General features: G+C 67.5%; 19 protein-coding genes and 1 pseudogene. 9 read left to right on the forward strand and 11 right to left on the reverse strand.

What is annotated here, in order from left to right:
• Positions 1-117: 117 nt before the first annotated feature.
• On the reverse strand, positions 118-744 hold the full coding sequence (locus ABFO07_RS19955) for a TetR/AcrR family transcriptional regulator (protein ID WP_347469449.1): 627 nt from the start codon (positions 742-744) through the stop codon (positions 118-120).
• Positions 745-1280: 536 nt separating this feature from the next.
• Here ABFO07_RS19955 and ABFO07_RS19960 point away from each other — a divergent pair.
• Complete coding sequence (locus ABFO07_RS19960) at positions 1281-2246, forward strand: MFS transporter (protein ID WP_347469450.1); 966 nt, start codon at positions 1281-1283, stop codon at positions 2244-2246.
• A gap of 79 nt (positions 2247-2325) precedes the next feature.
• On the opposite strand, the gene ABFO07_RS19965 is transcribed toward ABFO07_RS19960, so the two are convergent.
• Together ABFO07_RS19965 and murQ are read right to left on the reverse strand one after the other, a co-directional pair.
• On the reverse strand, positions 2326-3144 hold the full coding sequence (locus ABFO07_RS19965) for a GntR family transcriptional regulator (RefSeq protein WP_081070588.1): 819 nt from the start codon (positions 3142-3144) through the stop codon (positions 2326-2328).
• Positions 3145-3187: 43 nt separating this feature from the next.
• The gene (gene murQ, locus ABFO07_RS19970) at positions 3188-4093 is read right to left on the reverse strand and encodes an N-acetylmuramic acid 6-phosphate etherase (RefSeq protein WP_059562973.1); all 906 of its coding nucleotides are present in this window, start codon (positions 4091-4093) and stop codon (positions 3188-3190) included.
• A gap of 316 nt (positions 4094-4409) precedes the next feature.
• Here murQ and ABFO07_RS19975 point away from each other — a divergent pair, with 316 nt between their 5' ends.
• Positions 4410-4877 (forward strand): PTS transporter subunit EIIB, encoded by a 468-nt coding sequence (locus ABFO07_RS19975; RefSeq protein ID WP_347469451.1) that lies wholly within the window; start codon positions 4410-4412, stop codon positions 4875-4877.
• A 79-nt stretch (positions 4878-4956) separates the two neighbouring features.
• Here the strand turns inward: ABFO07_RS19975 and ABFO07_RS19980 are convergent, their stop codons facing one another.
• Positions 4957-5226, reverse strand: a complete 270-nt coding sequence (locus ABFO07_RS19980) for a DUF4148 domain-containing protein (protein WP_347469452.1) — start codon at positions 5224-5226, stop codon at positions 4957-4959.
• A gap of 41 nt (positions 5227-5267) precedes the next feature.
• Complete coding sequence (locus tag ABFO07_RS19985) at positions 5268-5612, reverse strand: DUF4148 domain-containing protein (protein ID WP_347469666.1); 345 nt, start codon at positions 5610-5612, stop codon at positions 5268-5270.
• Between the two features lie 201 nt (positions 5613-5813).
• Between ABFO07_RS19985 and ABFO07_RS19990 the strand changes: the two genes are divergently transcribed.
• Positions 5814-6350 carry a sigma-70 family RNA polymerase sigma factor gene (locus ABFO07_RS19990; protein ID WP_026043895.1) on the forward strand — a complete coding sequence of 179 codons (537 nt, stop codon included), beginning with the start codon at positions 5814-5816 and terminating at the stop codon, positions 6348-6350.
• The gene (locus ABFO07_RS19995) at positions 6350-7129 is read left to right on the forward strand and encodes an anti-sigma factor family protein (protein ID WP_347469453.1); all 780 of its coding nucleotides are present in this window, start codon (positions 6350-6352) and stop codon (positions 7127-7129) included. The genes ABFO07_RS19990 and ABFO07_RS19995 overlap by 1 nt, the downstream gene beginning before the upstream one ends.
• A gap of 118 nt (positions 7130-7247) precedes the next feature.
• Here ABFO07_RS19995 and ABFO07_RS20000 read toward each other — a convergent pair whose 3' ends face one another.
• The 4 genes from ABFO07_RS20000 to ABFO07_RS20015 form a co-directional block, all read right to left on the reverse strand.
• Complete coding sequence (locus ABFO07_RS20000) at positions 7248-7577, reverse strand: cupredoxin domain-containing protein (RefSeq protein ID WP_059804732.1); 330 nt, start codon at positions 7575-7577, stop codon at positions 7248-7250.
• A gap of 29 nt (positions 7578-7606) precedes the next feature.
• A complete protein-coding gene (locus tag ABFO07_RS20005) occupies positions 7607-8551 on the reverse strand; it encodes a metallophosphoesterase family protein (protein ID WP_060352321.1) in 945 nt (314 codons plus the stop codon).
• Positions 8552-8739: 188 nt separating this feature from the next.
• Positions 8740-9129 carry a DUF3331 domain-containing protein gene (locus tag ABFO07_RS20010; protein ID WP_059921016.1) on the reverse strand — a complete coding sequence of 130 codons (390 nt, stop codon included), beginning with the start codon at positions 9127-9129 and terminating at the stop codon, positions 8740-8742.
• Between the two features lie 47 nt (positions 9130-9176).
• Positions 9177-10469 carry an NAD(P)/FAD-dependent oxidoreductase gene (locus ABFO07_RS20015; RefSeq protein WP_347469454.1) on the reverse strand — a complete coding sequence of 431 codons (1293 nt, stop codon included), beginning with the start codon at positions 10467-10469 and terminating at the stop codon, positions 9177-9179.
• 140 nt (positions 10470-10609) lie between these two features.
• Here ABFO07_RS20015 and ABFO07_RS20020 point away from each other — a divergent pair, with 140 nt between their 5' ends.
• Positions 10610-11281: a TetR/AcrR family transcriptional regulator gene (locus ABFO07_RS20020; RefSeq protein WP_347469455.1), complete on the forward strand. Its 672-nt coding sequence runs from the start codon at positions 10610-10612 to the stop codon at positions 11279-11281.
• Between the two features lie 18 nt (positions 11282-11299).
• On the opposite strand, the gene soxR is transcribed toward ABFO07_RS20020, so the two are convergent.
• Positions 11300-11770: a redox-sensitive transcriptional activator SoxR gene (gene soxR / locus ABFO07_RS20025; RefSeq protein WP_059562964.1), complete on the reverse strand. Its 471-nt coding sequence runs from the start codon at positions 11768-11770 to the stop codon at positions 11300-11302.
• A 79-nt stretch (positions 11771-11849) separates the two neighbouring features.
• Here soxR and ABFO07_RS20030 point away from each other — a divergent pair, with 79 nt between their 5' ends.
• Genes ABFO07_RS20030 through ABFO07_RS20040 form a run of 3 tightly spaced genes read left to right on the forward strand, consistent with a single transcriptional unit; the run spans position 11850 to position 17691 of the window.
• Positions 11850-13034 (forward strand): efflux RND transporter periplasmic adaptor subunit, encoded by a 1185-nt coding sequence (locus tag ABFO07_RS20030; protein WP_347469456.1) that lies wholly within the window; start codon positions 11850-11852, stop codon positions 13032-13034.
• Between the two features lie 14 nt (positions 13035-13048).
• On the forward strand, positions 13049-16222 hold the full coding sequence (locus ABFO07_RS20035; RefSeq protein WP_059562962.1) for an efflux RND transporter permease subunit: 3174 nt from the start codon (positions 13049-13051) through the stop codon (positions 16220-16222).
• Positions 16219-17691 (forward strand): efflux transporter outer membrane subunit, encoded by a 1473-nt coding sequence (locus ABFO07_RS20040; RefSeq protein ID WP_347469457.1) that lies wholly within the window; start codon positions 16219-16221, stop codon positions 17689-17691. Before ABFO07_RS20035 ends, ABFO07_RS20040 begins: the two co-directional genes overlap by 4 nt.
• A 46-nt stretch (positions 17692-17737) precedes the next feature.
• Here the strand turns inward: ABFO07_RS20040 and ABFO07_RS20045 are convergent.
• Positions 17738-18133: pseudogene (locus tag ABFO07_RS20045) on the reverse strand (transketolase-like TK C-terminal-containing protein); the annotation flags it as partial.
• Between the two features lie 191 nt (positions 18134-18324).
• Here ABFO07_RS20045 and ABFO07_RS20050 point away from each other — a divergent pair.
• On the forward strand, positions 18325-18783 hold the full coding sequence (locus ABFO07_RS20050) for a MarR family winged helix-turn-helix transcriptional regulator (protein WP_059905995.1): 459 nt from the start codon (positions 18325-18327) through the stop codon (positions 18781-18783).
• Positions 18784-18971: the final 188 nt, after the last annotated feature.

The raw sequence follows: 18971 nt of genomic DNA on the forward strand, positions 1-18971 counted from the left end.
ACATCAGTGCGGACAATATGTGCAGCCTGAATTTGCAATCTCTTGTCATTAGGAATCCGATATGAAGGAATCTCATGCCTGGCATGGATTCATGAATGGATCAACCAATGCTGAATCTCACTCGTGAGCAGCGGGGGGGCGCTCTACGAAAGCACTCAGAATCTCGACGAAATGATCGAATGCCTGATCCGGGATGGATTGATCGCGTACGAATAGTTCCTGAAAGCACAATCCACGGATGAAGCATGCAATCACGTAACGCGTGAGCATGGGTGTGGCGGTGTTGTCGATCGACGTATTCGGCAGGTACGCGCTCACGTCTGCTCCGATCGAATGCGTGAGCAACGCAGCGTTGAAGCGTGCGCGCAGGTCGTCGTCATTGCGCAGGGCCCAGTAGAACTCCTGCGTCATCGGAAGCGTTTCCTGCATCTGCGTGCGCCAGGCAACGACTTCCTCGCGCACGGTGGCGGTGCTGTGGATCCGCTGCTGAAGCGAAGCCAGTTTGCCTTCCAGCCACTCGATGTACGACGCAACCAGCAGGTCGTTCTTGTGCGGGAAATGATGCAGAAGCGCACCGCGGGAGAAACCGGCCTGGCTGCAGATTTCGGTGATCGATGTCTTTGCGAGCCCGACTTCTTTCATGCATCGCAGCGTGGCATTGATCAGCGCGTGGCGGGTCGTGGCGCGGCGTTCGCTTTGCGGGCGTCGGTGGCGGCCCGTGGCAGAGGATGTGGCAGTGGTCATAAGGCTATGTGTGCCTGGGGCGAAGATTGCCCAACGCAGCACGTCGATGCGAACGAAAAATAAACAGTACGCTCGGTATCTTAGTGAGCCCCCTGGGGCCAGTCCAAGGAAATATCGTCACATACTTAGATCCGAATTTCGCGCGCGCGTACTGTTTTTGGTGTGGTCAGGAAATCCACTCGATTGATATTGAGTTGACCGATTGCGTTGGCATTGTTTACGACCATGAAACTAGAGTCGTGAGCGTGCCATTCGAGATTCCTGCTGATGGAGGGGGAGATTGGGAGCATCACTGAAGCCATGCCAGTCTTGGCGGTCGATGAGGTGCCGGCAGGGTCCGCTTTCAATTCGTTGAATCTGGCGAAAATTTCGGTTCTTGTTCTCTACCGACTAACTGTCAGTTGCGACAGGTGTTGAGATATGACGCAACATCCCTTTCGAAGATCGATATCCCGCGCGATACCATTTGGCGCTAAAGTCGGACCCGATAAAAAACGCGCAATACCGAGAAGCAGCGCCATTCACCGAGGGCATTCATGTCGATCGTGTTCGACGCGGGCACCCACGGCGCGCACGCCTTGTACAGGAAAATCGATCGCCGGGTACTCGCCTTCCTCGCCGTCTGTTATGCGGTCGCATATATCGATCGTGTGAACATCGGCTTCGCGAAATTGCAGATGCAACAGGATCTCGCGTTGAGCGCCGCCGCCTACGGCTTCGGTGCGGCCATCTTTTTCCTGGGCTACATGCTGTTCGAAATTCCGAGCAACCAGCTCCTTACCCGGATCGCCGCGCGCAAGACGCTGAGCCGGATCATGCTGCTCTGGGGTATCGCGTCGATGTCGATGTTCCTGGTCACCGACGCAACGTCGTTCTACGTGGCCCGACTCCTTCTCGGCGTATGCGAGGCAGGCTTCGCTCCCGGCATGCTTTTCTATCGCACTCGCTGGTACCTGCGCGAGCGCCTCGGTCGGGCGATGGCCTTGCTGCTGTGCGCGGCGCCACTCGGCGGCATCGTCGCGGCACCAGCGTCCGGGTGGCTGCTCGAACACATGAAAGACGTCGCGGGGTTCGCCGGCTGGCAATGGATGTTCGTGATCGAAGGTGTGCCGGCGCTCATTCTGGGCGCGCTCGCACTGATGTGGCTGAATGGCGCCCCCGAGGACACGCGATGGCTGACGGCCGACGAGAAGCGGGCGATCATCGAGCAGCGCGATACCGAACGATCGACTCGGGAACGGTGGCCGGCCCTGAAGACGGTGCTGCGCGACATCGGAATCTACCGTCTGTCGGTGGTCTACTTCTGTCTGATATGCGGCGTCTACGCCGTGGGTTTCTGGCTTCCGTCGATCCTGAAGACGAGCGGCGTGAACAGCATCATCGAGATCGGCTGGTACTCGGCCATTCCGTACGCGGCGGCCGTCGCGGGGATGTACTGGCTGTCGCGGCGAAACCTCGATCCTGCCGTTCGGATCGCGCCCGGGTGCGCCAGCACGGAATGATGGTGCTTCAGGCGGACCAAGGCGCCGCAGGCATATTCAACGGAAGAAGACCTCCATTGACTTGCGCCGCCGCCCTCGATCAATCGTTATCCAGCACCGCGACATAGTCATACCGGTCACCCCGGTACAACGAGCACGTCAACTCGAGCGGGCAGCCCTCGCTCGAGAACGAGCGGCGCTCGATCGACAGCACGGGGTCGCCCGCGTTGATGCCGAGCAGTTCTGCATCACGCGCCGACGCAAGTTCGGCGCGCAGCCGCTGGATCGCGCGCACGGGCCGCACGTCGGCGTCCTGCAGCGCGCGATAGAGCGATTCGCCGAAATCGACCGTGTCGCGCAGCAGGTCGGCCGGCAGCGTCGCGCGCTCGATCGCCATCGGCACCGCATCGGCCGTGCGCACGCGTTCGAGGCGGATCACGCGTGCATCGGGCCCGAGCCCGAGCGCGAGCAGCTCGTCGGGCGACGGCCGGTCGAGCTCGCGCCGCAGCCACTGCGAACCGGGCTTGAGCCCGCGCCGCTGCATGTCGTCCGAGAAGCTGGTGATCAGCGACAGCTGCTGCTCGACCCGCGCGGCGACGAAGGTGCCGGCGCCGCGCCGGGATTCGATCAGCCCTTGCCGCGTGAGCTTGTCGATCGCCCGGCGCACGGTATCCCGCGACACCTGGAAGCGCTCGGCCAGTTCGCGTTCCGGCGGGAGGCCCTCGCCGGTCTTCAGCTTGCCGTCCACGATGGCCGTGCGCAGCAGGCGCGCGAGCCGCATCGAGATCGACGAATCGCCGCTCTCGCCGCCATTGACGGGCGCGCGCAGCGCCGCCACCTGGGCAGCGTCGAACAGGTCGGTGCGTTCGGTCGGGCGGGCGCGGGGCCGGCCGCGTGGAGTCGGGTTCGAAGGTTTCATGTGAGAGGCGACATTCGAGGGGGCAATGCGCGCGACGCGCGCATCATTTTTGTCCGTCGGACGGCAGCAGCGCGAGCGCCTTGCGGATCGAGCCGCCTGCCGCGCCGGCGAGCCGCTCGGCGCTCGCGCGATCGACGCCCGCGACGAGCATCAGGATCGCGATGCGCGGCCGGTTGCCGGCCTGATCGAGCGCGCGCTCCGCCGCATCGTGCGACACGTGCGCGGCTTGCGACACGATGCCGATCGCGCGCTGCCGCAGCTTGTGGTTGTGCGCCTGGACGTCGATCATCAGGTTGCCGTAGGTCTTGCCGAGCGCCACCATCGAAATCGTCGACAGCATGTTGCAGATCATCTTCTGCGCGGTGCCGGCCTTCAGGCGCGTGGAGCCCGTCAGCACTTCCGGGCCGCAGTCCACCTCGATCGCGACGTCGGACAGTTGGCCCGCTTCGCTGCCGAGGTTGCACGCCACGCACACGGTCCGGCAGCCGGTCGCCCGCGCGTAGCGCAATGCGCCGATCACGTAAGGCGTGCGTCCGCTCGCGGTCAACCCGACGACCACGTCGTTCGCCGCGAGTTCGACGGCTTCGAGATCGCGGCGCCCGAGCGCGTCCGAATCCTCGGCGGACTCGGTGATGCCCGCGAAGCCGCCCGCGACGATGCCGACGATGTCGCCGGGCCGCGTGCCGAACGTGGGCTGGCACTCGAGCGCATCGAGGTAGCCGATGCGCCCGCTGTTGCCGGCGCCGATATAGATCAGCCTGCCGCCCGCGCGCAGCGCGTCGGCGATCGCGGCCACGCCGGCGGCGATCGCGGGCAATGCCTGGGCGACGCACGCCGCGACGCGCGCGTCTTCCCGATTCATCAGTGCCAGCGCTTCGCCGATGCCGAGCGCGTCGAGGTTCGCGCTTTGCCCGTTGGGCTGCTCGGTGACGAGATGGTCCAGCGGCATGGTGGTGTGCTCTCCCGGAAACGATCCGTCAAATGATAATTGGTATGGTCGGATTTGAAAACAGGTATGGCAAGCGGTTTCGCCATGCCGTGCGCGTGAAGCCGCATCGCGATATGCAGAGAATTGCTTGATATGGCGGAGATTTGAATAAATCTGCCGATCGCTTCATATGCATATGAAAAGACGGATTTTGCGGGGCGGTCGATATTTGGTACGGTCCAATTATTGCGAAGGCATACCTTTCGCGAAGAACCTGCCCCGAGTGCGGCGGCGGGCGGGGCATGGACATGACGGATCGACTGGCGGGAGCAACAGCATGAGTTCGGAACAGGGGGCGCAGCTCGACGCGCTGGCGCACGCCATCCTCGGCGCGGTGGGCGGGGCGGCGAACGTGGAGCGCCATTTTCATTGCATGACGCGCCTGCGTATCGTGCTGGTCGATGCGGACCGCGCCGACCTGTCGGCGTTGAAGGCGTCGCCGGCGGTGCTCGGCGTCGTGGCCGGCAACCCGCTGCAGATCGTGATCGGTCCGGGCGCGGTTGCGCAGGCGTCGGCCGCGTTCGCCGACGCGCTGGCTGCTTCGCCGGCGGTACCCGCGGCGCCTGCAGCACCCGCGGCCCAGCCGGAGACGGCAGCCCCGTCACGTGAAGCCGCGACGCGCGCGGCGCGGAAAAACACCGCGCCGAGCCGTTTCCTGCGGCGTATCGCCAGCATCTTCACGCCGCTGATTCCCGCGCTGATCGGCGCCGGCCTGCTGAACGTGCTGGCCAGTTCGCGTGCGTGAAGGCGAAGGCCGGTTTTCATCGGGAAACCGGCCTTCCCGAGGCGGGGCCGCGCCTGCTTCGTTCCGGCACGATGTTCCGCTACTTGCCGGCTTGTGTGGTCATACCGGCGGCAGGCGCGCCGGACGCAGCGGCCTGCGCCGCCTGCTGCGCGTCGACGCGCGCTTGCGCGGCGTGGATATCGGCGGGATACGAGCCCTCGTCGCCGGCGGACGGATTGTAGCCGGCGGCTTCGAGCCGATAGAGTTCATCCAGCACTTGCGCGCGCGTGAGCGGCGCGGGCGACTGGGCCCATGCCGCATGGCTGGCGAACAGCGCGGCAATCATCAGGGATCCGATCGAATATTTCATGGTGATGCTCCCGACACGATTGGGATGGCGACGCGTTCGCATCAACTGCCGAAGTACGGCGAGCAGAAGCTCAAGGGGCCGACGCAGTTGGCGGCGCCGGGCATCGACGGCGCAATCGCGCGCTTGCCGGCCTCGGACGAATCGGCGGGCTGGCTGCCCGTTCCGCTGCGCGCCTGCGAATCCTGCATCTGTTCTGCCTGCGCCCGGAACAACGGGCTGACTTCGGGGTAGGACGTATCGGTCACGAAACTCAGGCCGTGGTTCTGCGCATCGATCAGTTCCTGGCGCACTTCGGCGCGCGTCTTGCCCTGCGCCGATGCGGACGTGGAAAAACCGGCGACGGAAAGCATGACGACGGCCACGCCGGCCAGCAAGTGCTTGTTCATGTCCAGCTCCTTCGGAAGTTGAAAAGGTGAGTGCTGCATCCGTTCCAACATCGGGCGGCGCGGATTTATTCCGCGATTTCATCCGGCGTCGTCGAAATCCGCCGCGCGGCGATTTGTGCGGAACACGGGAATAGAACGCACGCATTCGCAGTTATTACGGATGCGGGTGCGGTTCCGATCAAGCGACGATCCGGGTGTGGAATGGACGAGCAAACTTCCGTCAGGCGCTTCGAGGCATTGATGCTGCCTCACATGCATGCCGCGTACAACGTCGCCCGCTGGCTGGCCCGCAACGACCAGGACGCGCAGGACATCGTCCAGGAAGCGTACGTGCGCGCGTTCCGCTTCATCGGCCGGTTCGACGGCGACGATGCGCGCGCGTGGCTGCTGCGCATCGTGCGCAACGTGTTCTGTACATGGTATCGGCAGAACCGCCGGCGGGCCGCCGGATCGCTGTCGCTCGACGACGAGGATGCCGTGCCGGAGCCGAGCGACGAAGGGCAGTCGAGCCCCGAGGCGCTGATGATGCGCGACCAGGATCGCCGGCAGGTCGTCGCGGCGCTCGACAGCCTGAGCGTCGAGCATCGGGAGGTGATCGTGCTGCGCGAGATCGAGGGGCTGTCGTACAAGGAAATTGCGAGCATCGTCGGCGTGCCGATCGGCACGGTGATGTCGCGCCTCGGGCGCGGCCGCCGGCAGCTCGCCGCGATTCTCACGGACCTGGGCCAGGAGGCATGATGGATCATCAACAAGCACATGACGTACTGCCCGCATACGTCGACAACGAACTGAGCCTGACCGAGTGCGCGGCCTTCGAGCGTCACCTGGCCCGGTGCGATGCGTGCCGCGCCGCGCTCGACGCGCAGCGGCGCGTGCGCGCGTGGCTGACGTCGCCCGAGCTTCGCTATCCCGCGCCCGATGCGCTGCGCGCGCGGATCCAGGCCGACTTGCGCGCCCACCGGCCGGTGCGCGAGCGCATCGCGGGCTGGTTTGCGCCGCGGCGCGCGAGCGGCCTGTCGATCTGGGCGCCGGCCGGCGCGATGGCGCTCGGTGCGCTGGCGCTCGCCTGCAGCGGCGTGCTCTACCTGTCCGCGCCGTCGGCCGACGCGCAGCTCAGGTCGGCGCTCGTCGACAACCACGTACGTTCGCTGCAGCTGGATCGCCTGACCGATGTCGTGTCGACCGACCGGCACACCGTCAAGCCGTGGTTCGACGGCAAGCTCGACTTCGCGCCGCCGGTGCGGGATTTCGCGCAGGCCGGCTATCCGCTCGTCGGCGGCCGGCTCGACTACGTCGGCGGTCGCGCGGTTGCGGTGCTCGTGTATCGCTACAAGCGTCACCCGATCGACGTCTATGTATGGCCGGGCGACAGCGCGGGTGCGACGCCGCGCATCGACGAGCAGCACGGGTATCACGTCGCGCGCTGGTCGGCCGGGCACATGAACTACTGGGCGATCACCGACGCGGGCGCCCGCGAACTCGACGGGCTCGTCGAGCGCATGCGCGCGGGTTCGTAGTGGCGGAGCCGGCGCGCGTCATGTAGCCGCGATGAAGGAAGCAGGCGTTGGAGGGGGGCACGGCGTCATGCCGGACGACCGCGATTGCGTCGTCCGGCACGGGCCGCGGTGATCCGGATCACTGCACCGTGATCGTTTCCTTCATGAACGGATGGATCCCGCAGAACACCTTGTAGACCCCCGGCTTGTCGAACGTGTAGGAGTACGTCTCGTCCTGGTCGAGCGCGTTCGAATGGAAGATTCCGGCGTCGTTGACGATGGTGTGCGGCTCGGCGTCGAGGTTCTTCCAGGTGAGCGTCGTGCCGGCCTTGATCGTCGTCGACATTGGCGAGAACATGAAATTCTTGATGGTGACGACCGGGCCGCCGGCGCTTTGCGCGAACGCGGGAACGGCCGATGCCGACGCGGCGAGGCAAAGCGCGGCTGCGGCAAGGATGCGGGGCAACATGCGGTTTTTCACGATGGTCTCCTGATCGCTCAGCCGATGGTCGTATCGTGCAGCGCCGACGCGGCGGGGTGGCCCGCATACTCGACGGTCGTCACGCCCAGCATCTTCGCCAGCTGGTCGCGCGGCACCGTGAGCGGCACCGGGCCCGGGCCGTTGCCCGCGGTGGGCTGCGGGAATGCGGTGGAGCGGGCGGTATGGAAGGTGATGTTGCCTTCCACCTTCGAGACGATCTGATGGATATGCCCGTTCAGCACTGTGACCGAACCGAAGCGCCGCAGGTAGCCGATCGCCTGCGCCGCATCGCCCGTTCCCCAGCCCCACGGTTCGTAGATGGTCCACATCGGCATGTGCGAGAACACGACGACGGGCGTGCTCGCGCTCCTGCCCTTGAGATCCTGTTCGAGCCATGCGAGCTGATCGGCGCCGAAGCTGCCGAGGCCGTTGGGCTTGAAGTGCATCACGTTGACGAGCCCGACGAAGTGAACGCCGTCGTGGTCGAAGCTGTAGTAGCCGCGGTTGTCCGATGCCTTGCCGAAGCGGCTGAAATACTCGGCGCCGGAGCCGTCGGTGACGTCGTGCTCGCCCGGAACCGTATGCAGCTCGGTGATCGACAGGCCCGACAGCAGCTGCGACGCGAGGTCGAATTCCGCCGCCTTCGACAGATGCGTGATGTCGCCGGTATGAATCGCGAGCGCGGGCTTCGCCGGCATGCCGTTGACGAGGTCGATCGTCTGCTTCAGCGTGCTCGTCACGTCGGGGTTGGCTTCCTTGTTGAAGCCGATGTGGGTGTCGCTGATCTGCACGAACAGCGGCTTGCCCATGTCCGCGGGCGGCATCTTGCTGCCCTGCGCCAGGGCGAGGTCGAACGGCGTCAGCACGCCGCCCGACAGCGTGAAGAGCGTGCCGAGGCCGCCGTAGGCCATGCATTTCAACGCCTGCCGGCGGGACGGACTGGATGGGTTTTGTGACGACATGGGAGCCTCGCGAGCGAATGACGACGGCGGACGGCCGGAAACGTCCGCGAAGAAACCGGCACTTTCAGCCGGGTATACCTGCGAGGCGGCGGATTTATTCCCGCCGTGAGAGCGGCGGCGTGCGGACGGACATGCGCGACTGTCGGCAAACCGTAAGCGCGGGCGGCACGATGGCCCACGTCGCGCGATCAGGCCGCTTCGAGCTGATCCAGGCAATCCGCGAGGATCATCGCGGCGGCGTTCCCCGGCGTCGATCCGAGCAGCTGCGGGGCGTACACGCTGTCGCCGATCTGGATCGGCCGTCCCGACAGCGCGCACACGCCGCGGCGCCGCGTATTGAACAGCCGCCATTTCTGGTCGGCGTAGCGGCCGGTGCACGCGTCGCACCACGAGATCACCACGCATTCGCGCGTCGGCCGCTCGAGCACGCCGATCGTCGGCCGGCTCGCGGCATTCCACGCCGGCAGCTTGTCGCGGGTCGTGCTGCGTCGCCGCGACATCGCCCAGTCGGCGGGCGGCCCGCCAAGGCTGCCGATATCCGTGACGGTTCGCAGCCACGGCGTTGCACTGTCATCCAACATGTCTGTCCTCCCGAGTCGATGCGCGATCCGGAGCGCGGCCGGTGTTACGACAGGCGAATTCGCGGTTGCGCGCAGCCGTTGATCCGCTCGGCGATCCACAGCAGGGTCGCCTTGGAAAAGCCGTGCAGCGCGTGCTGGTGACGGCGGTACAGCATCAGGTGGCTGAATTGCGCGAAGCGTCCGCGGATGAAGCCGCCGCGGAAGAAGCCAAACTGCCCGAGCGTGCCGAATGCGTCGTAGTCGCTGAGCGACACCAGCGCGCCGAAATCGTGAAACGCGAAATCGGGCAGCGCCTTGCCGTCGAGCCAGGACGGCAGGCATGCGGCCAGATGGGCCGCCTGCTGCGTGGCCACCTGCGCGGTGGGCGGCAGCGGCCGTTCCTGGCCGTCCGGCTGCAGGCTCGCGCAGTCGCCGATCGCGAACACGCGCTCGTCGTCGAGCGCCTGCAGCGTCGGCCGCACGACGACCTGGTTCGCATGGTTGGTGTCGAGCCCGCCGAGCGCGCTCATGAAGTCGGGCGCCTTCACGCCGGCGGCCCAGACCATCAGGTCGGCCGGCGCGAACGCGCCGTCGCCGAAATGGAAGCCGTGCGCGTCGGCCGAGTTCACACGCGTCGACGTCAGCACCCGAAAGCCGATCTGCTCGAGCCGCCGCTGCGCCGACGCGGAAATCTTCGGCGGGAACGCGGCGAGGATGCGCGGCGCGCTTTCGAGCAGCGTGAGCTGCAGGCGCTCGCGCACCGACGCGTCGCCGTATGCGCCCGCGATCTCCAGCAGCCGGCTCAATTCCGCTGCCAGCTCGACGCCCGTCGCGCCCGCGCCGACGATCGCGACACGCAGCGCCTCGTCGTTCGCGACGCTGCGGAACACGCGCATGCGCAACGCCTCGTTGAACGTCTCGGCCTGGCGCTGGCTGTCGATGAAGTAGCAATGCTCGCGCACGCCGGGCACCCCGAAATCATTGGCCTGGCTGCCGAGCGCGAGCACCAGCACGTCGTACTCGATCGTGCGCGCATCGAGCACCAGCTGGCCGTCCTGCGAGCGGATCTCGCCGAGCGCCACGCGCCGGCGCGCGCGATCGAGCCCCTGCATGTCGCCGGGCTGGAACGTGAAGCCGTGTTCGCGGGCATGCGCGAGGAAGATCACCTGCTGTTGCTGCACGTCGCGGGTGCCGGCGGCGATCGTGTGCAGCAGCGGCTTCCACACGTGCGTGGGGCTGCGGTCGATCAGCGTGACATGGGCGCGGCCGGTGCGGCCGAGCTGGTCGCCCAGGCGGGTCGCGAGCAACAGGCCGGCGATGCCGCCGCCCACGATGACGATGCGTACTGGATCGGACATGCTTAAATCATCGCGTGATGAATAAGGTATGATCCTAGCGCCTCGGTGCTTGACGTGTCAATCAAAGAGAGGCCGTCCGGTTCCGCGAGTCGGGGCGGGCGGGAGGCAGGGCAATCGGATTCTGGAGGGAGGGCGGGAACGTGGAAGCAGTCTCAGAGCGATCGGCGAGCCGGCGGCGCACGCGCGGGCGGCCGTTGCCGGGCGAGTCCGTCGGTCCGGACGTGATCTTGCGGGCGGCGCGCCGCACGTTCGCGAAGCGCGGCTATGACGCGACGAGCGTGCGCGAGATCGCGCGCGAACTGGGGGTCGATGCGGCGCTGATCGCGCACCATTTCGGCAGCAAGGTGACGCTCTGGAACGCGGTCGTCGACCAGATCGCGGAGCTGATGGCGCCGCTGTTCGCGGCCGTCGACGCATTGCGTGCGTCGCCGCTGACTTACCGCGCGCGCGTCGAACGCGCGGTGGCGCTCGGCGTGGATTCGGTGTTCGCCGAACCGGACATCGGCATGTTCTTCTCGACCGCGGCGACGGAGGAGGGCGAGCGGTTCGACCGGCTGAAGGTGCTGCTGGTGCGGCCGTACTATGCGGCCATGGCGCGCCTGCTGAACGACGCCGCCGAAGCCGGCGAGATCCAGGCGAACGATCCCGGCCTGTTGTTCTTCATGCTCGAGAATGCGATCAGCACGACGGTGTCCTACAGCCACCTGATGCACGAATTCACGACGCTGCCGATGCGCCCGGACGCGTTCAAGCAAGCCGTGCTCGAGACGGCATTCAACATGCTGGGGCCCCGCACGCCGGCGTCGCGCTGACGGCCGGTCGCATCGCCGTCACACGGGCGGCGGATCGCCGAGCCAGCGCCGCGCGCCCGGCCCGCGCCGGCCCGCGCGGTCTTCCGGGTTGGTCAGCTTGCAGCGCTTCAGCGACAGGCATCCGCAGCCGATGCACTCGTCGAGATTGATATACAGCCGCTGCAATTCCACGATCTGGTCGGCCACACGTTTTTTCCATCCACGCGACAAGCGCTGCCAGTCCTTGTTGGTCGGCAGCGTGTCGGCCGGCAGGCTGACGAGCTGCTCGGCGATCTCGTCGAGCGAATAGCCGATCTTCTGCGCGAACACGATGAACGCGATCAGGCGCAGCACCGAACGCGAATAGTGGCGATGGCTCGAGCCATTGCGATGCGAGCGGATCAGGCCGCGCGACTCGTAGAAGCGCAGCGTCGATGCCGGCACGCCGCTGCGCGCGGCGACTTCGCGGATCGACATCAACGGCCATTCCGACTCTTCGACAGTACCCATGACGTTCTCCTGGAAAACTTGACTTAAAGTCAACTTCAACTTTTAAGCTACGCGGCAGTTTAACGTACCGCGAGGCTCCATGATCCATTTCCCTGTTCGCAAGGCGGCGCCATGGGGCGTCGCCGGCGCGCTGCTGCTTGCGTTGTCCGCCTGCCATGACGGCAGAGGCGATCCGCCGGCCCAGGCCCTTCCCGAAGTCGGCGTCGCGACGATCGCGCTGCGCACGGTCCGCCTCGCGGACGAATTCAACGGCCGCGTCGAAGCGGTCGACGCGGTCGAACTGCGGCCGCGCGTGAGCGGCTATCTGCAGCGCGTCGCGTACAAGGAGGGCGATCTCGTGCCGCAAGGTGCGGTGCTGTTCGTGATCGATCCGCGCCCGTACCGGATCGCGCTCGATCGTGCGACGGCACAGCGGCAGCGGGCCCGTGCGGCGGCCGGCCTCGCGCAGGTGCAGCTCAAGCGCGTGCAGACGCTGATCGATGCGCACGCAACGTCGCAGGAAGAACTCGACAACGCGCGCGCCGCCGATGCGCAGGCGCGCGCGGACCTGCAGGCGGCGGAAGCCGCGGTCGCGGATGCGCAGCTGAACCTGGGCTTTACCGAGGTGCGCGCGCCGATCGCGGGCCGCGTCGGCCGCGCGATGGCGACGGTCGGCAACCTCGCACGCGCCGACGACACGCTGCTCACGACGGTCGTGTCGCAGGATCCCGTTTACGTGTACTTCGATTGCGACGAACAGAGCTACCTGCGCTACAACGCGCAGCGCGCCGATCCGAAGCATCGCGCGATCGGCGCCGATCCGGTGCGCGTCGGCCTCGCGAACGAAGCCGGCTTCCCGCATGCGGGCACGGTCGATTTCCTCGACAACCGGCTCGATCCGGCCACCGGCACGATCCGCGCGCGCGTGCGGCTGCCGAATGCCGACCATGCGTTCACGCCGGGCCTCTATGCGCGCGTGCAGCTCGTCAGCGGCCGCGACCAGGACGCGCTGCTGGTCGACACCAAGGCCGTGCTGACCGACCAGGACCGCAAGTACGTATACGTGATCGGCCCGGGCGACAAGGCGCTGCGCCGCGACGTGACGATCGGCCGAGAGCTGGGCGGCGAGCGGATCGTCGAGAAGGGGCTGAACGCGGGCGATCGCGTGGTCGTCGACGGCCTGCAGCGGATCTACTATCCGGGCGCGCCGGTCAAGCCGAAGGCGCTGGCCGCGCCGCCCGTCGCCGCGCTGCGCGCCGATGCCGCGGCGCCCGCGGCGCAGTGACGGGAGGCCAAGCGATGGATTTCTCCCGTTTCTTCATCGACCGGCCGATCTTCGCGGTCGTGCTGTCGATCGTCATCTTCGCGCTCGGGCTGATCGCGATCCCGATGCTGCCCGCGGGCGAGTACCCGGAAGTCGTGCCGCCGAGCGTCGTGGTGCGCGCGACGTATCCGGGCGCGAACCCGAAGGCGATCGCCGAATCGGTCGCCGAGCCGCTCGAGGAAGCGATCAACGGCGTCGAAGGGATCATGTACATGAAGTCGGTCGCGGGTTCGGACGGCAGCCTGCAGGTGGTCGTCACGTTCCTGCCGGGCGTCGATCCGGACACCGCCGCGGTGCGCGTGCAGAACCGCGTGAGCCAGGCGCTGTCGCGCCTGCCCGACGAAGTGCGGCAGTACGGCGTGACGACGCAGAAGCAGTCGCCGACGCCGCTGATGTACGTGAGTCTCTACTCGCCGGACAACAGCCGCGATTCGCTGTACCTGCGCAACTACCTGACGCTGAACGTGAAGGACGAGCTGTCGCGGATCACCGGCATCGGCGACGTCGGCGTGTACGGCTCCGGCGACTACGCGATGCGGGTCTGGCTCGACCCGAACCGGCTCGCGTCGCGCGGGCTGACCGCGAGCGACGTGATCGCCGCGGTGCGCGAGCAGAACGTGCAGGTATCGGCCGGGCAGCTCGGCGCGGAGCCGTCGCCGAAGGCGAGCGACTTCCTCGTGTCGATCAACGTGCGCGGCCGGCTGCGCACGACCCAGGAATTCGGCGACATCGTGCTGCGCAACGGCGGCGACGGGCAGGTCGTCAAGCTGTCCGACGTCGCGCGGCTCGAACTCGGCGCGGGCGATTACACGCTGCGCTCGTTCTACAACGACAAGCATTCGGCCGTGGTCGGCATCTTCCTGTCGCCGGGCGCCAACGCGCTCGACGTCGCGAAGGCCGTGTACGCGAAGCTCGACGAGCTGCAGACGCGCTTTCCGCCAGGCATCGCGTACCGGCCCGTGTGGGATCCGACGGTGTTCGTGCGCGAATCGATCCGCGCGGTGCAGCACACGCTGATCGAGGCGGTGGTGCTGGTCGTGTTCGTCGTGATCCTGTTCCTGCAGACCTGGCGCGCATCGGTCATCCCGCTCATTGCGGTGCCGGTGTCGGTGGTCGGCACGTTCGCGTGGCTGCTGATGCTCGGCTACTCGATCAACACGCTGACGCTGTTCGGGCTCGTGCTGGCGATCGGGATCGTCGTCGACGATGCGATCGTCGTCGTCGAGAACGTCGAGCGCAACATCGCGCAGGGGCTGAGCCCGCGCGACGCCGCGCACCAGGCGATGAAGGAGGTGTCCGGCCCGATCATCGCGATCGCGCTGGTGCTGTGCGCGGTGTTCGTGCCGATGGCGTTCCTGTCCGGCGTCACGGGGCAGTTCTACAAGCAGTTCGCGGTGACGATCGCGATCTCGACGGTGATCTCCGCGGTCAACTCGCTGACGCTGTCGCCCGCGCTCGCCGCGAAGCTGCTGCGGCCGCACGGCGCGCCGAAGGATGCGCTCACGCGCGCGATCGACCGCGCGTTCGGCTGGCTGTTCCGCCCGTTCAACCGCTTCTTCGAGCGCAGCTCGGACGGTTATCACGGCGTGGTCGCGCGCACGCTGAAGCGGCGCGGCGCGGTGTTCGCGGTCTACGCGGCGCTGCTCGCGGCCACCGCGCTGCTGTTCAACGCGGTGCCGGGCGGCTTCATCCCCGTGCAGGACAAGCTGTACCTGTTCGCGGGCGCGAAGCTGCCGGAAGGCGCGTCGCTGTCGCGCACGAGCGCGGTGGCCGAGCAGATGACGAAGATCGCGCGCAGCACCGAAGGCGTCGAGATGGTGCAGGGTTTCGCGGGCCTGAACGCGCTGCAGGGCGTGAACACGCCGAACATCACGAACTCGTACGTCATCCTGAAGCCGTTCGACCAGCGCAAGCGCAGCGCCGCGCAGATCAATGCCGAGCTGAACGCGCGTTTCGCGGGCATCAGCGGCGCCATCACGTATGCGCTGTTGCCGCCGCCGATCCAGGGGCTCGGCAACGGTTCGGGCTACGCGCTGTACCTGGAGGATCGCGCGGGGCTCGGCTACGGCGCGCTGCAGAATGCGCTGACGGCGTTCCAGGCCGCGGTCGCGAAGACGCCGGGGATGCATTACCCCGTCAGCTCGTACCAGGCGAACATCCCGCAGCTCGATGTGAAGGTCGATCGCCTGAAGGCGAAGGCGCAGGGCGTCGCGCTGACCGACCTGTTCAACACGCTGCAGGTGTATCTCGGCTCGATGTACGTGAACGACTTCAACCTGTTCGGGCGCGTGTACCGCGTGATGGCGCAGGCCGATGCCGGCCATCGGCAGACCGCGGAGGATATCGCGAACCTGCGCACGCGCAACGCGAAGGGCGAGATGGTGCCGATCGGTTCGATGGTGACGGTCGAGCCGACGTTCGGGCCCGACCCGGTCGTGCGCTACAACGGCTACCCGGCCGCTAACCTGATCGGCGACGCCGATCCGAAGGTGATGTCGTCGTCGCAGGCGATCGCGAAGCTCCAGCAGATCGCGAAGGAGGTGCTGCCGCCCGGCATCACGCTCGAATGGACCGATCTCAGCTACCAGCAGGTCACGCAGAGCAACGCGGCGATCGTCGTGTTCCCGCTCGCGGTGATGCTGGTGTTCCTCGTGCTCGCATCGCTGTACGAGAGCTGGACGCTGCCGCTCGCGGTGATCCTGATCGTGCCCGTCTGCATGTGCGCGGCGCTGTTCGGCGTGTGGCTGTCCGGCGGCGACAACAACGTGTTCGTGCAGGTCGGGCTGGTCGTGCTGATGGGGCTGGCGTGCAAGAACGCGATCCTGATCGTCGAGTTCGCGCGCGAGCTCGAGATCCAGGGCAAGGGCACGATCGAAGCCGCGCTCGACGCGTGCAAGCTGCGGCTGCGCCCGATCGTGATGACGTCGGTCGCGTTCATCGCGGGCTCGGTGCCGCTCCTGATCGGCAGCGGCGCGGGCAGCGAGGTGCGCGCGGCCACCGGCGTCACCGTGTTCGCCGGGATGCTCGGCGTCACGCTGTTCGGGCTGTTCCTCACGCCCGTGTTCTATGTCGCGATCCGCAAGCTCGCGGGTGGCACCCCCGCCGTCTGGAACGAGCAGCACGGCACCCTCGGAGGAGAAAACCGATGAGCGCCGCTTTCCGTCTTTCCGCGCTCGCGATGTCGATCGCGCTTGCCGCGTGCGCGGTCGGTCCCGATTTCAAGCGGCCTGACACGGCCACGGCCGCGCGATTCGCCCGCGACGCGCATCCGGCGGCGCCGCAGGGCGCGGTGCCGGCCGATGCATCGGCCGATGCCGATGCCGCGTTCTGGCGCGGCTTCGGCGATCCGGCGCTGACCCGGCTGATCGACGCGGCGCTCGCCGCTAACCAGGACCTGCAGGTCGCCGTGTCGCGCTACGACGCATCGAACGCGCTGCTGTCGCAGGCGAGCTTCGACCGTTATCCGACGATCACCGCGAACGGCCAGATCGGCCATCGGCTGGCGAGCCGGGACCAGGCGTTCGGCGCACCGCGCAGCCAGCGCGACACGCCGACGTCGAGCGTCGGCATCAACGCCGCATGGGAACTCGACCTGTTCGGCCGCGTGCGGCGCTCGATCGAGTCGCAGCGCGCGGAAACCGCCGCGAGCGCGGCGGACGTGCGCGCGGTGCGCATCGCGATCGCGGGCGAGGTCGCGAGCACGTACGTCGACCTGCGCGGCTCGCAGGAGCGGTTGCGGATCGCGCGCGAGAATGCCGCGAACCAGAAGCAGACGCTCGCGCTGATCAATGCACGCGTCGGGGCCGGGCGCGGCTCCGAACTCGATGCGGCGCGCGCACGCGCGCAATACGAATCGACGACGTCGCGGATCGCCGTGTACGAAGCCGCGATCGGCGTCGACGAACACCGGCTCGCGGTGCTGACCGGGCAGACGCCGGACGCGCTGATCGGCCGGTTCGACGCGCCCGCGCCGCTGCCGGCGCTCGCCGCCGACATCGATCCCGGCACGCCCGGCGACCTGCTGCGACGGCGTCCGGACGTCGCCGCCGCCGAGGCGCGGCTGCATGCGGCAACCGCGCGCGTCGGCGTCGCGACGGCCGACCTGTTCCCGCGCTTCACGCTGTCGGGGTTGCTTGGCAGCGCGACCAGCAGCTACGGGTTCTTCCGTGCGGGCAGCGATACGAACCTGATCGCGCTCGGCATCGACTGGTCGTTCCTCGACGTCGGGCGCGTGCGCGCGCGGATCGCCGCGAGTGACGCGGAGGCGGCCGGCCAGCTCGCGCAGTATCGGCAGACCGTGCTCGGCGCGCTGGAGGACACCGAGAACGCGCTGCTGCGCGCCGCACGCACGCGCGACGAGACGGTGCATCTCGTGCGCGCCGCGGACGACAGCGCGCGCGCCGCGCAGCTCGCGCAGACGCGCTTCTCGGCCGGCGCGATCGACTACTACGAAGTGCTCGACGCGCAGCGCACGCTGCTGCAGGCGCAGGACGCGGCGGCCGATGGCCGGATGCGCAGTGCGGCCGCGACGGTCGCGCTGTACAAGGCGCTCGCCGGCGGCTGGCCGTCGGGAACGGGGCAGGGCGCGCCAGGCCCGCTCGCGCAGTCGCAGCGATAGCGGGGCGCGCATCGAGCGATACGCCGGCCGATGGCCGGCGTATCCGTCACACCGTTGCCGGATTGACCTTGTCGATGTCGATCCCGTCGCGCCGGATCGCATCGCCGACGGTTGCGCGCGGCACTGCTCCGTCGTCGGCCAGCGCCTTCAGCGCGGCGAGCGCGATGAAGTGGCGATCGACCTCGAAGAACGTGCGCAGCGCCTCGCGCGTATCCGAGCGGCCGAAGCCGTCGGTGCCGAGCGCGACGAAGCGGCGGCCGTCGACGAACGCGCGGATCGGGTCGCCGACGATCTTCATGTAGTCGGTCGCGACGACCACCGGCTCTGTGCGTCCATCGAGACATTCCTGCACGTACGGCATGCGCGGCTCCTGCTCGGGATGCAGCAGGTTCCAGCGCTCCGCGGCGATCGAGCCATTCGCGGGTTTCCTGCGGATCGATGTCGGGCAACGTGAGAGGTGCGGTGTCTCCAGAAGCATCAGGTTGCGCGGGGCGATGGTCGTGGCGCTGCGTCGCGCGACGCAGCGCTCGCCGATAGGCGGGCAGATGATTGCAATTGCAATCGTATTGGGGGAATTGTATCGAGGTAAAATTTAATTGCAACTGCAATTAAACGACAGAGGAACGACCTGACATGACCGCACCCGCCCCCGATCTGTGGTTCTCGTTCGTCCGCGCGCACCGCACGATGATTCGCGAGATCGAGCGCCGCCTCGCGGATGCCGGCCTGCCCGCGTATGCGTGGTACGACGCGTTGTGGGGGCTCGAAAGCGGGCCCGACGGCACGCGGCGCATGCACGAACTGGCCGACGTGCTCGCGATCGAGCGCTACAACCTCACACGGCTCGTCGATCGCCTGGAGCAGGAAGGGCTCGTCGAGCGCGCGCGCTCGGCGGACGACGGTCGTGCCGCGTACGCGAGCATTACCGACAAGGGGCGTGCGCTGCGCAAGAAGATGTGGAAGGTGTACCAGTCGACGGTCACCGAGCTGTTTCTCGGCCAGTTCGGCGGCAAGGAGCAGGCGGCCGTGGCCGCCGCGCTCGATCGCGCGACTGCCGCCGCGCGCGAGGCAGCGGCCGATGCGAAGAAGTAGCCGGTTCAGGCGGTCGGCCGCATGACCGTCGCGCGCGAGCTGCGTATGGCTCGGACAGCTCCAGATCGTCGAATCGATGCGCCAGTGGTCGTTCAGCAGCGCGGCCGCCTGTTGCACTTGCGCGAGCGTGCTGCCCGCGCCGCGCAGCCGGATGTGCGCGGCGGCGGCGCCGGCGTCCGCGCGGGCGA

Origin of the sequence: Burkholderia stagnalis, assembly GCF_039848545.1 — a bacterium.
GTDB classification, from domain to species: Bacteria; Pseudomonadota; Gammaproteobacteria; order Burkholderiales; family Burkholderiaceae; genus Burkholderia; species Burkholderia stagnalis.

Excerpts from the sequence above, each read along its gene's own strand:
- ABFO07_RS19955 (WP_347469449.1), bottom strand. The coding sequence starts at position 744 with ATGACCACTGCCACATCCTCTGCCACGGGCCGCCACCGACGCCCGCAA.
- ABFO07_RS19960 (WP_347469450.1), top strand. The coding sequence starts at position 1,281 with ATGTCGATCGTGTTCGACGCGGGCACCCACGGCGCGCACGCCTTGTAC.
- ABFO07_RS19965 (WP_081070588.1), bottom strand. The coding sequence starts at position 3,144 with ATGAAACCTTCGAACCCGACTCCACGCGGCCGGCCCCGCGCCCGCCCG.
- murQ (WP_059562973.1), bottom strand. The coding sequence starts at position 4,093 with ATGCCGCTGGACCATCTCGTCACCGAGCAGCCCAACGGGCAAAGCGCG.
- ABFO07_RS19975 (WP_347469451.1), top strand. The coding sequence starts at position 4,410 with ATGAGTTCGGAACAGGGGGCGCAGCTCGACGCGCTGGCGCACGCCATC.
- ABFO07_RS19980 (WP_347469452.1), bottom strand. The coding sequence starts at position 5,226 with ATGAAATATTCGATCGGATCCCTGATGATTGCCGCGCTGTTCGCCAGC.
- ABFO07_RS19985 (WP_347469666.1), bottom strand. The coding sequence starts at position 5,612 with ATGAACAAGCACTTGCTGGCCGGCGTGGCCGTCGTCATGCTTTCCGTC.
- ABFO07_RS19990 (WP_026043895.1), top strand. The coding sequence starts at position 5,814 with ATGGACGAGCAAACTTCCGTCAGGCGCTTCGAGGCATTGATGCTGCCT.
- ABFO07_RS19995 (WP_347469453.1), top strand. The coding sequence starts at position 6,350 with ATGGATCATCAACAAGCACATGACGTACTGCCCGCATACGTCGACAAC.
- ABFO07_RS20000 (WP_059804732.1), bottom strand. The coding sequence starts at position 7,577 with ATGTTGCCCCGCATCCTTGCCGCAGCCGCGCTTTGCCTCGCCGCGTCG.
- ABFO07_RS20005 (WP_060352321.1), bottom strand. The coding sequence starts at position 8,551 with ATGTCGTCACAAAACCCATCCAGTCCGTCCCGCCGGCAGGCGTTGAAA.
- ABFO07_RS20015 (WP_347469454.1), bottom strand. The coding sequence starts at position 10,469 with ATGTCCGATCCAGTACGCATCGTCATCGTGGGCGGCGGCATCGCCGGC.
- soxR (WP_059562964.1), bottom strand. The coding sequence starts at position 11,770 with ATGGGTACTGTCGAAGAGTCGGAATGGCCGTTGATGTCGATCCGCGAA.
- ABFO07_RS20030 (WP_347469456.1), top strand. The coding sequence starts at position 11,850 with ATGATCCATTTCCCTGTTCGCAAGGCGGCGCCATGGGGCGTCGCCGGC.
- ABFO07_RS20035 (WP_059562962.1), top strand. The coding sequence starts at position 13,049 with ATGGATTTCTCCCGTTTCTTCATCGACCGGCCGATCTTCGCGGTCGTG.
- ABFO07_RS20040 (WP_347469457.1), top strand. The coding sequence starts at position 16,219 with ATGAGCGCCGCTTTCCGTCTTTCCGCGCTCGCGATGTCGATCGCGCTT.
- ABFO07_RS20050 (WP_059905995.1), top strand. The coding sequence starts at position 18,325 with ATGACCGCACCCGCCCCCGATCTGTGGTTCTCGTTCGTCCGCGCGCAC.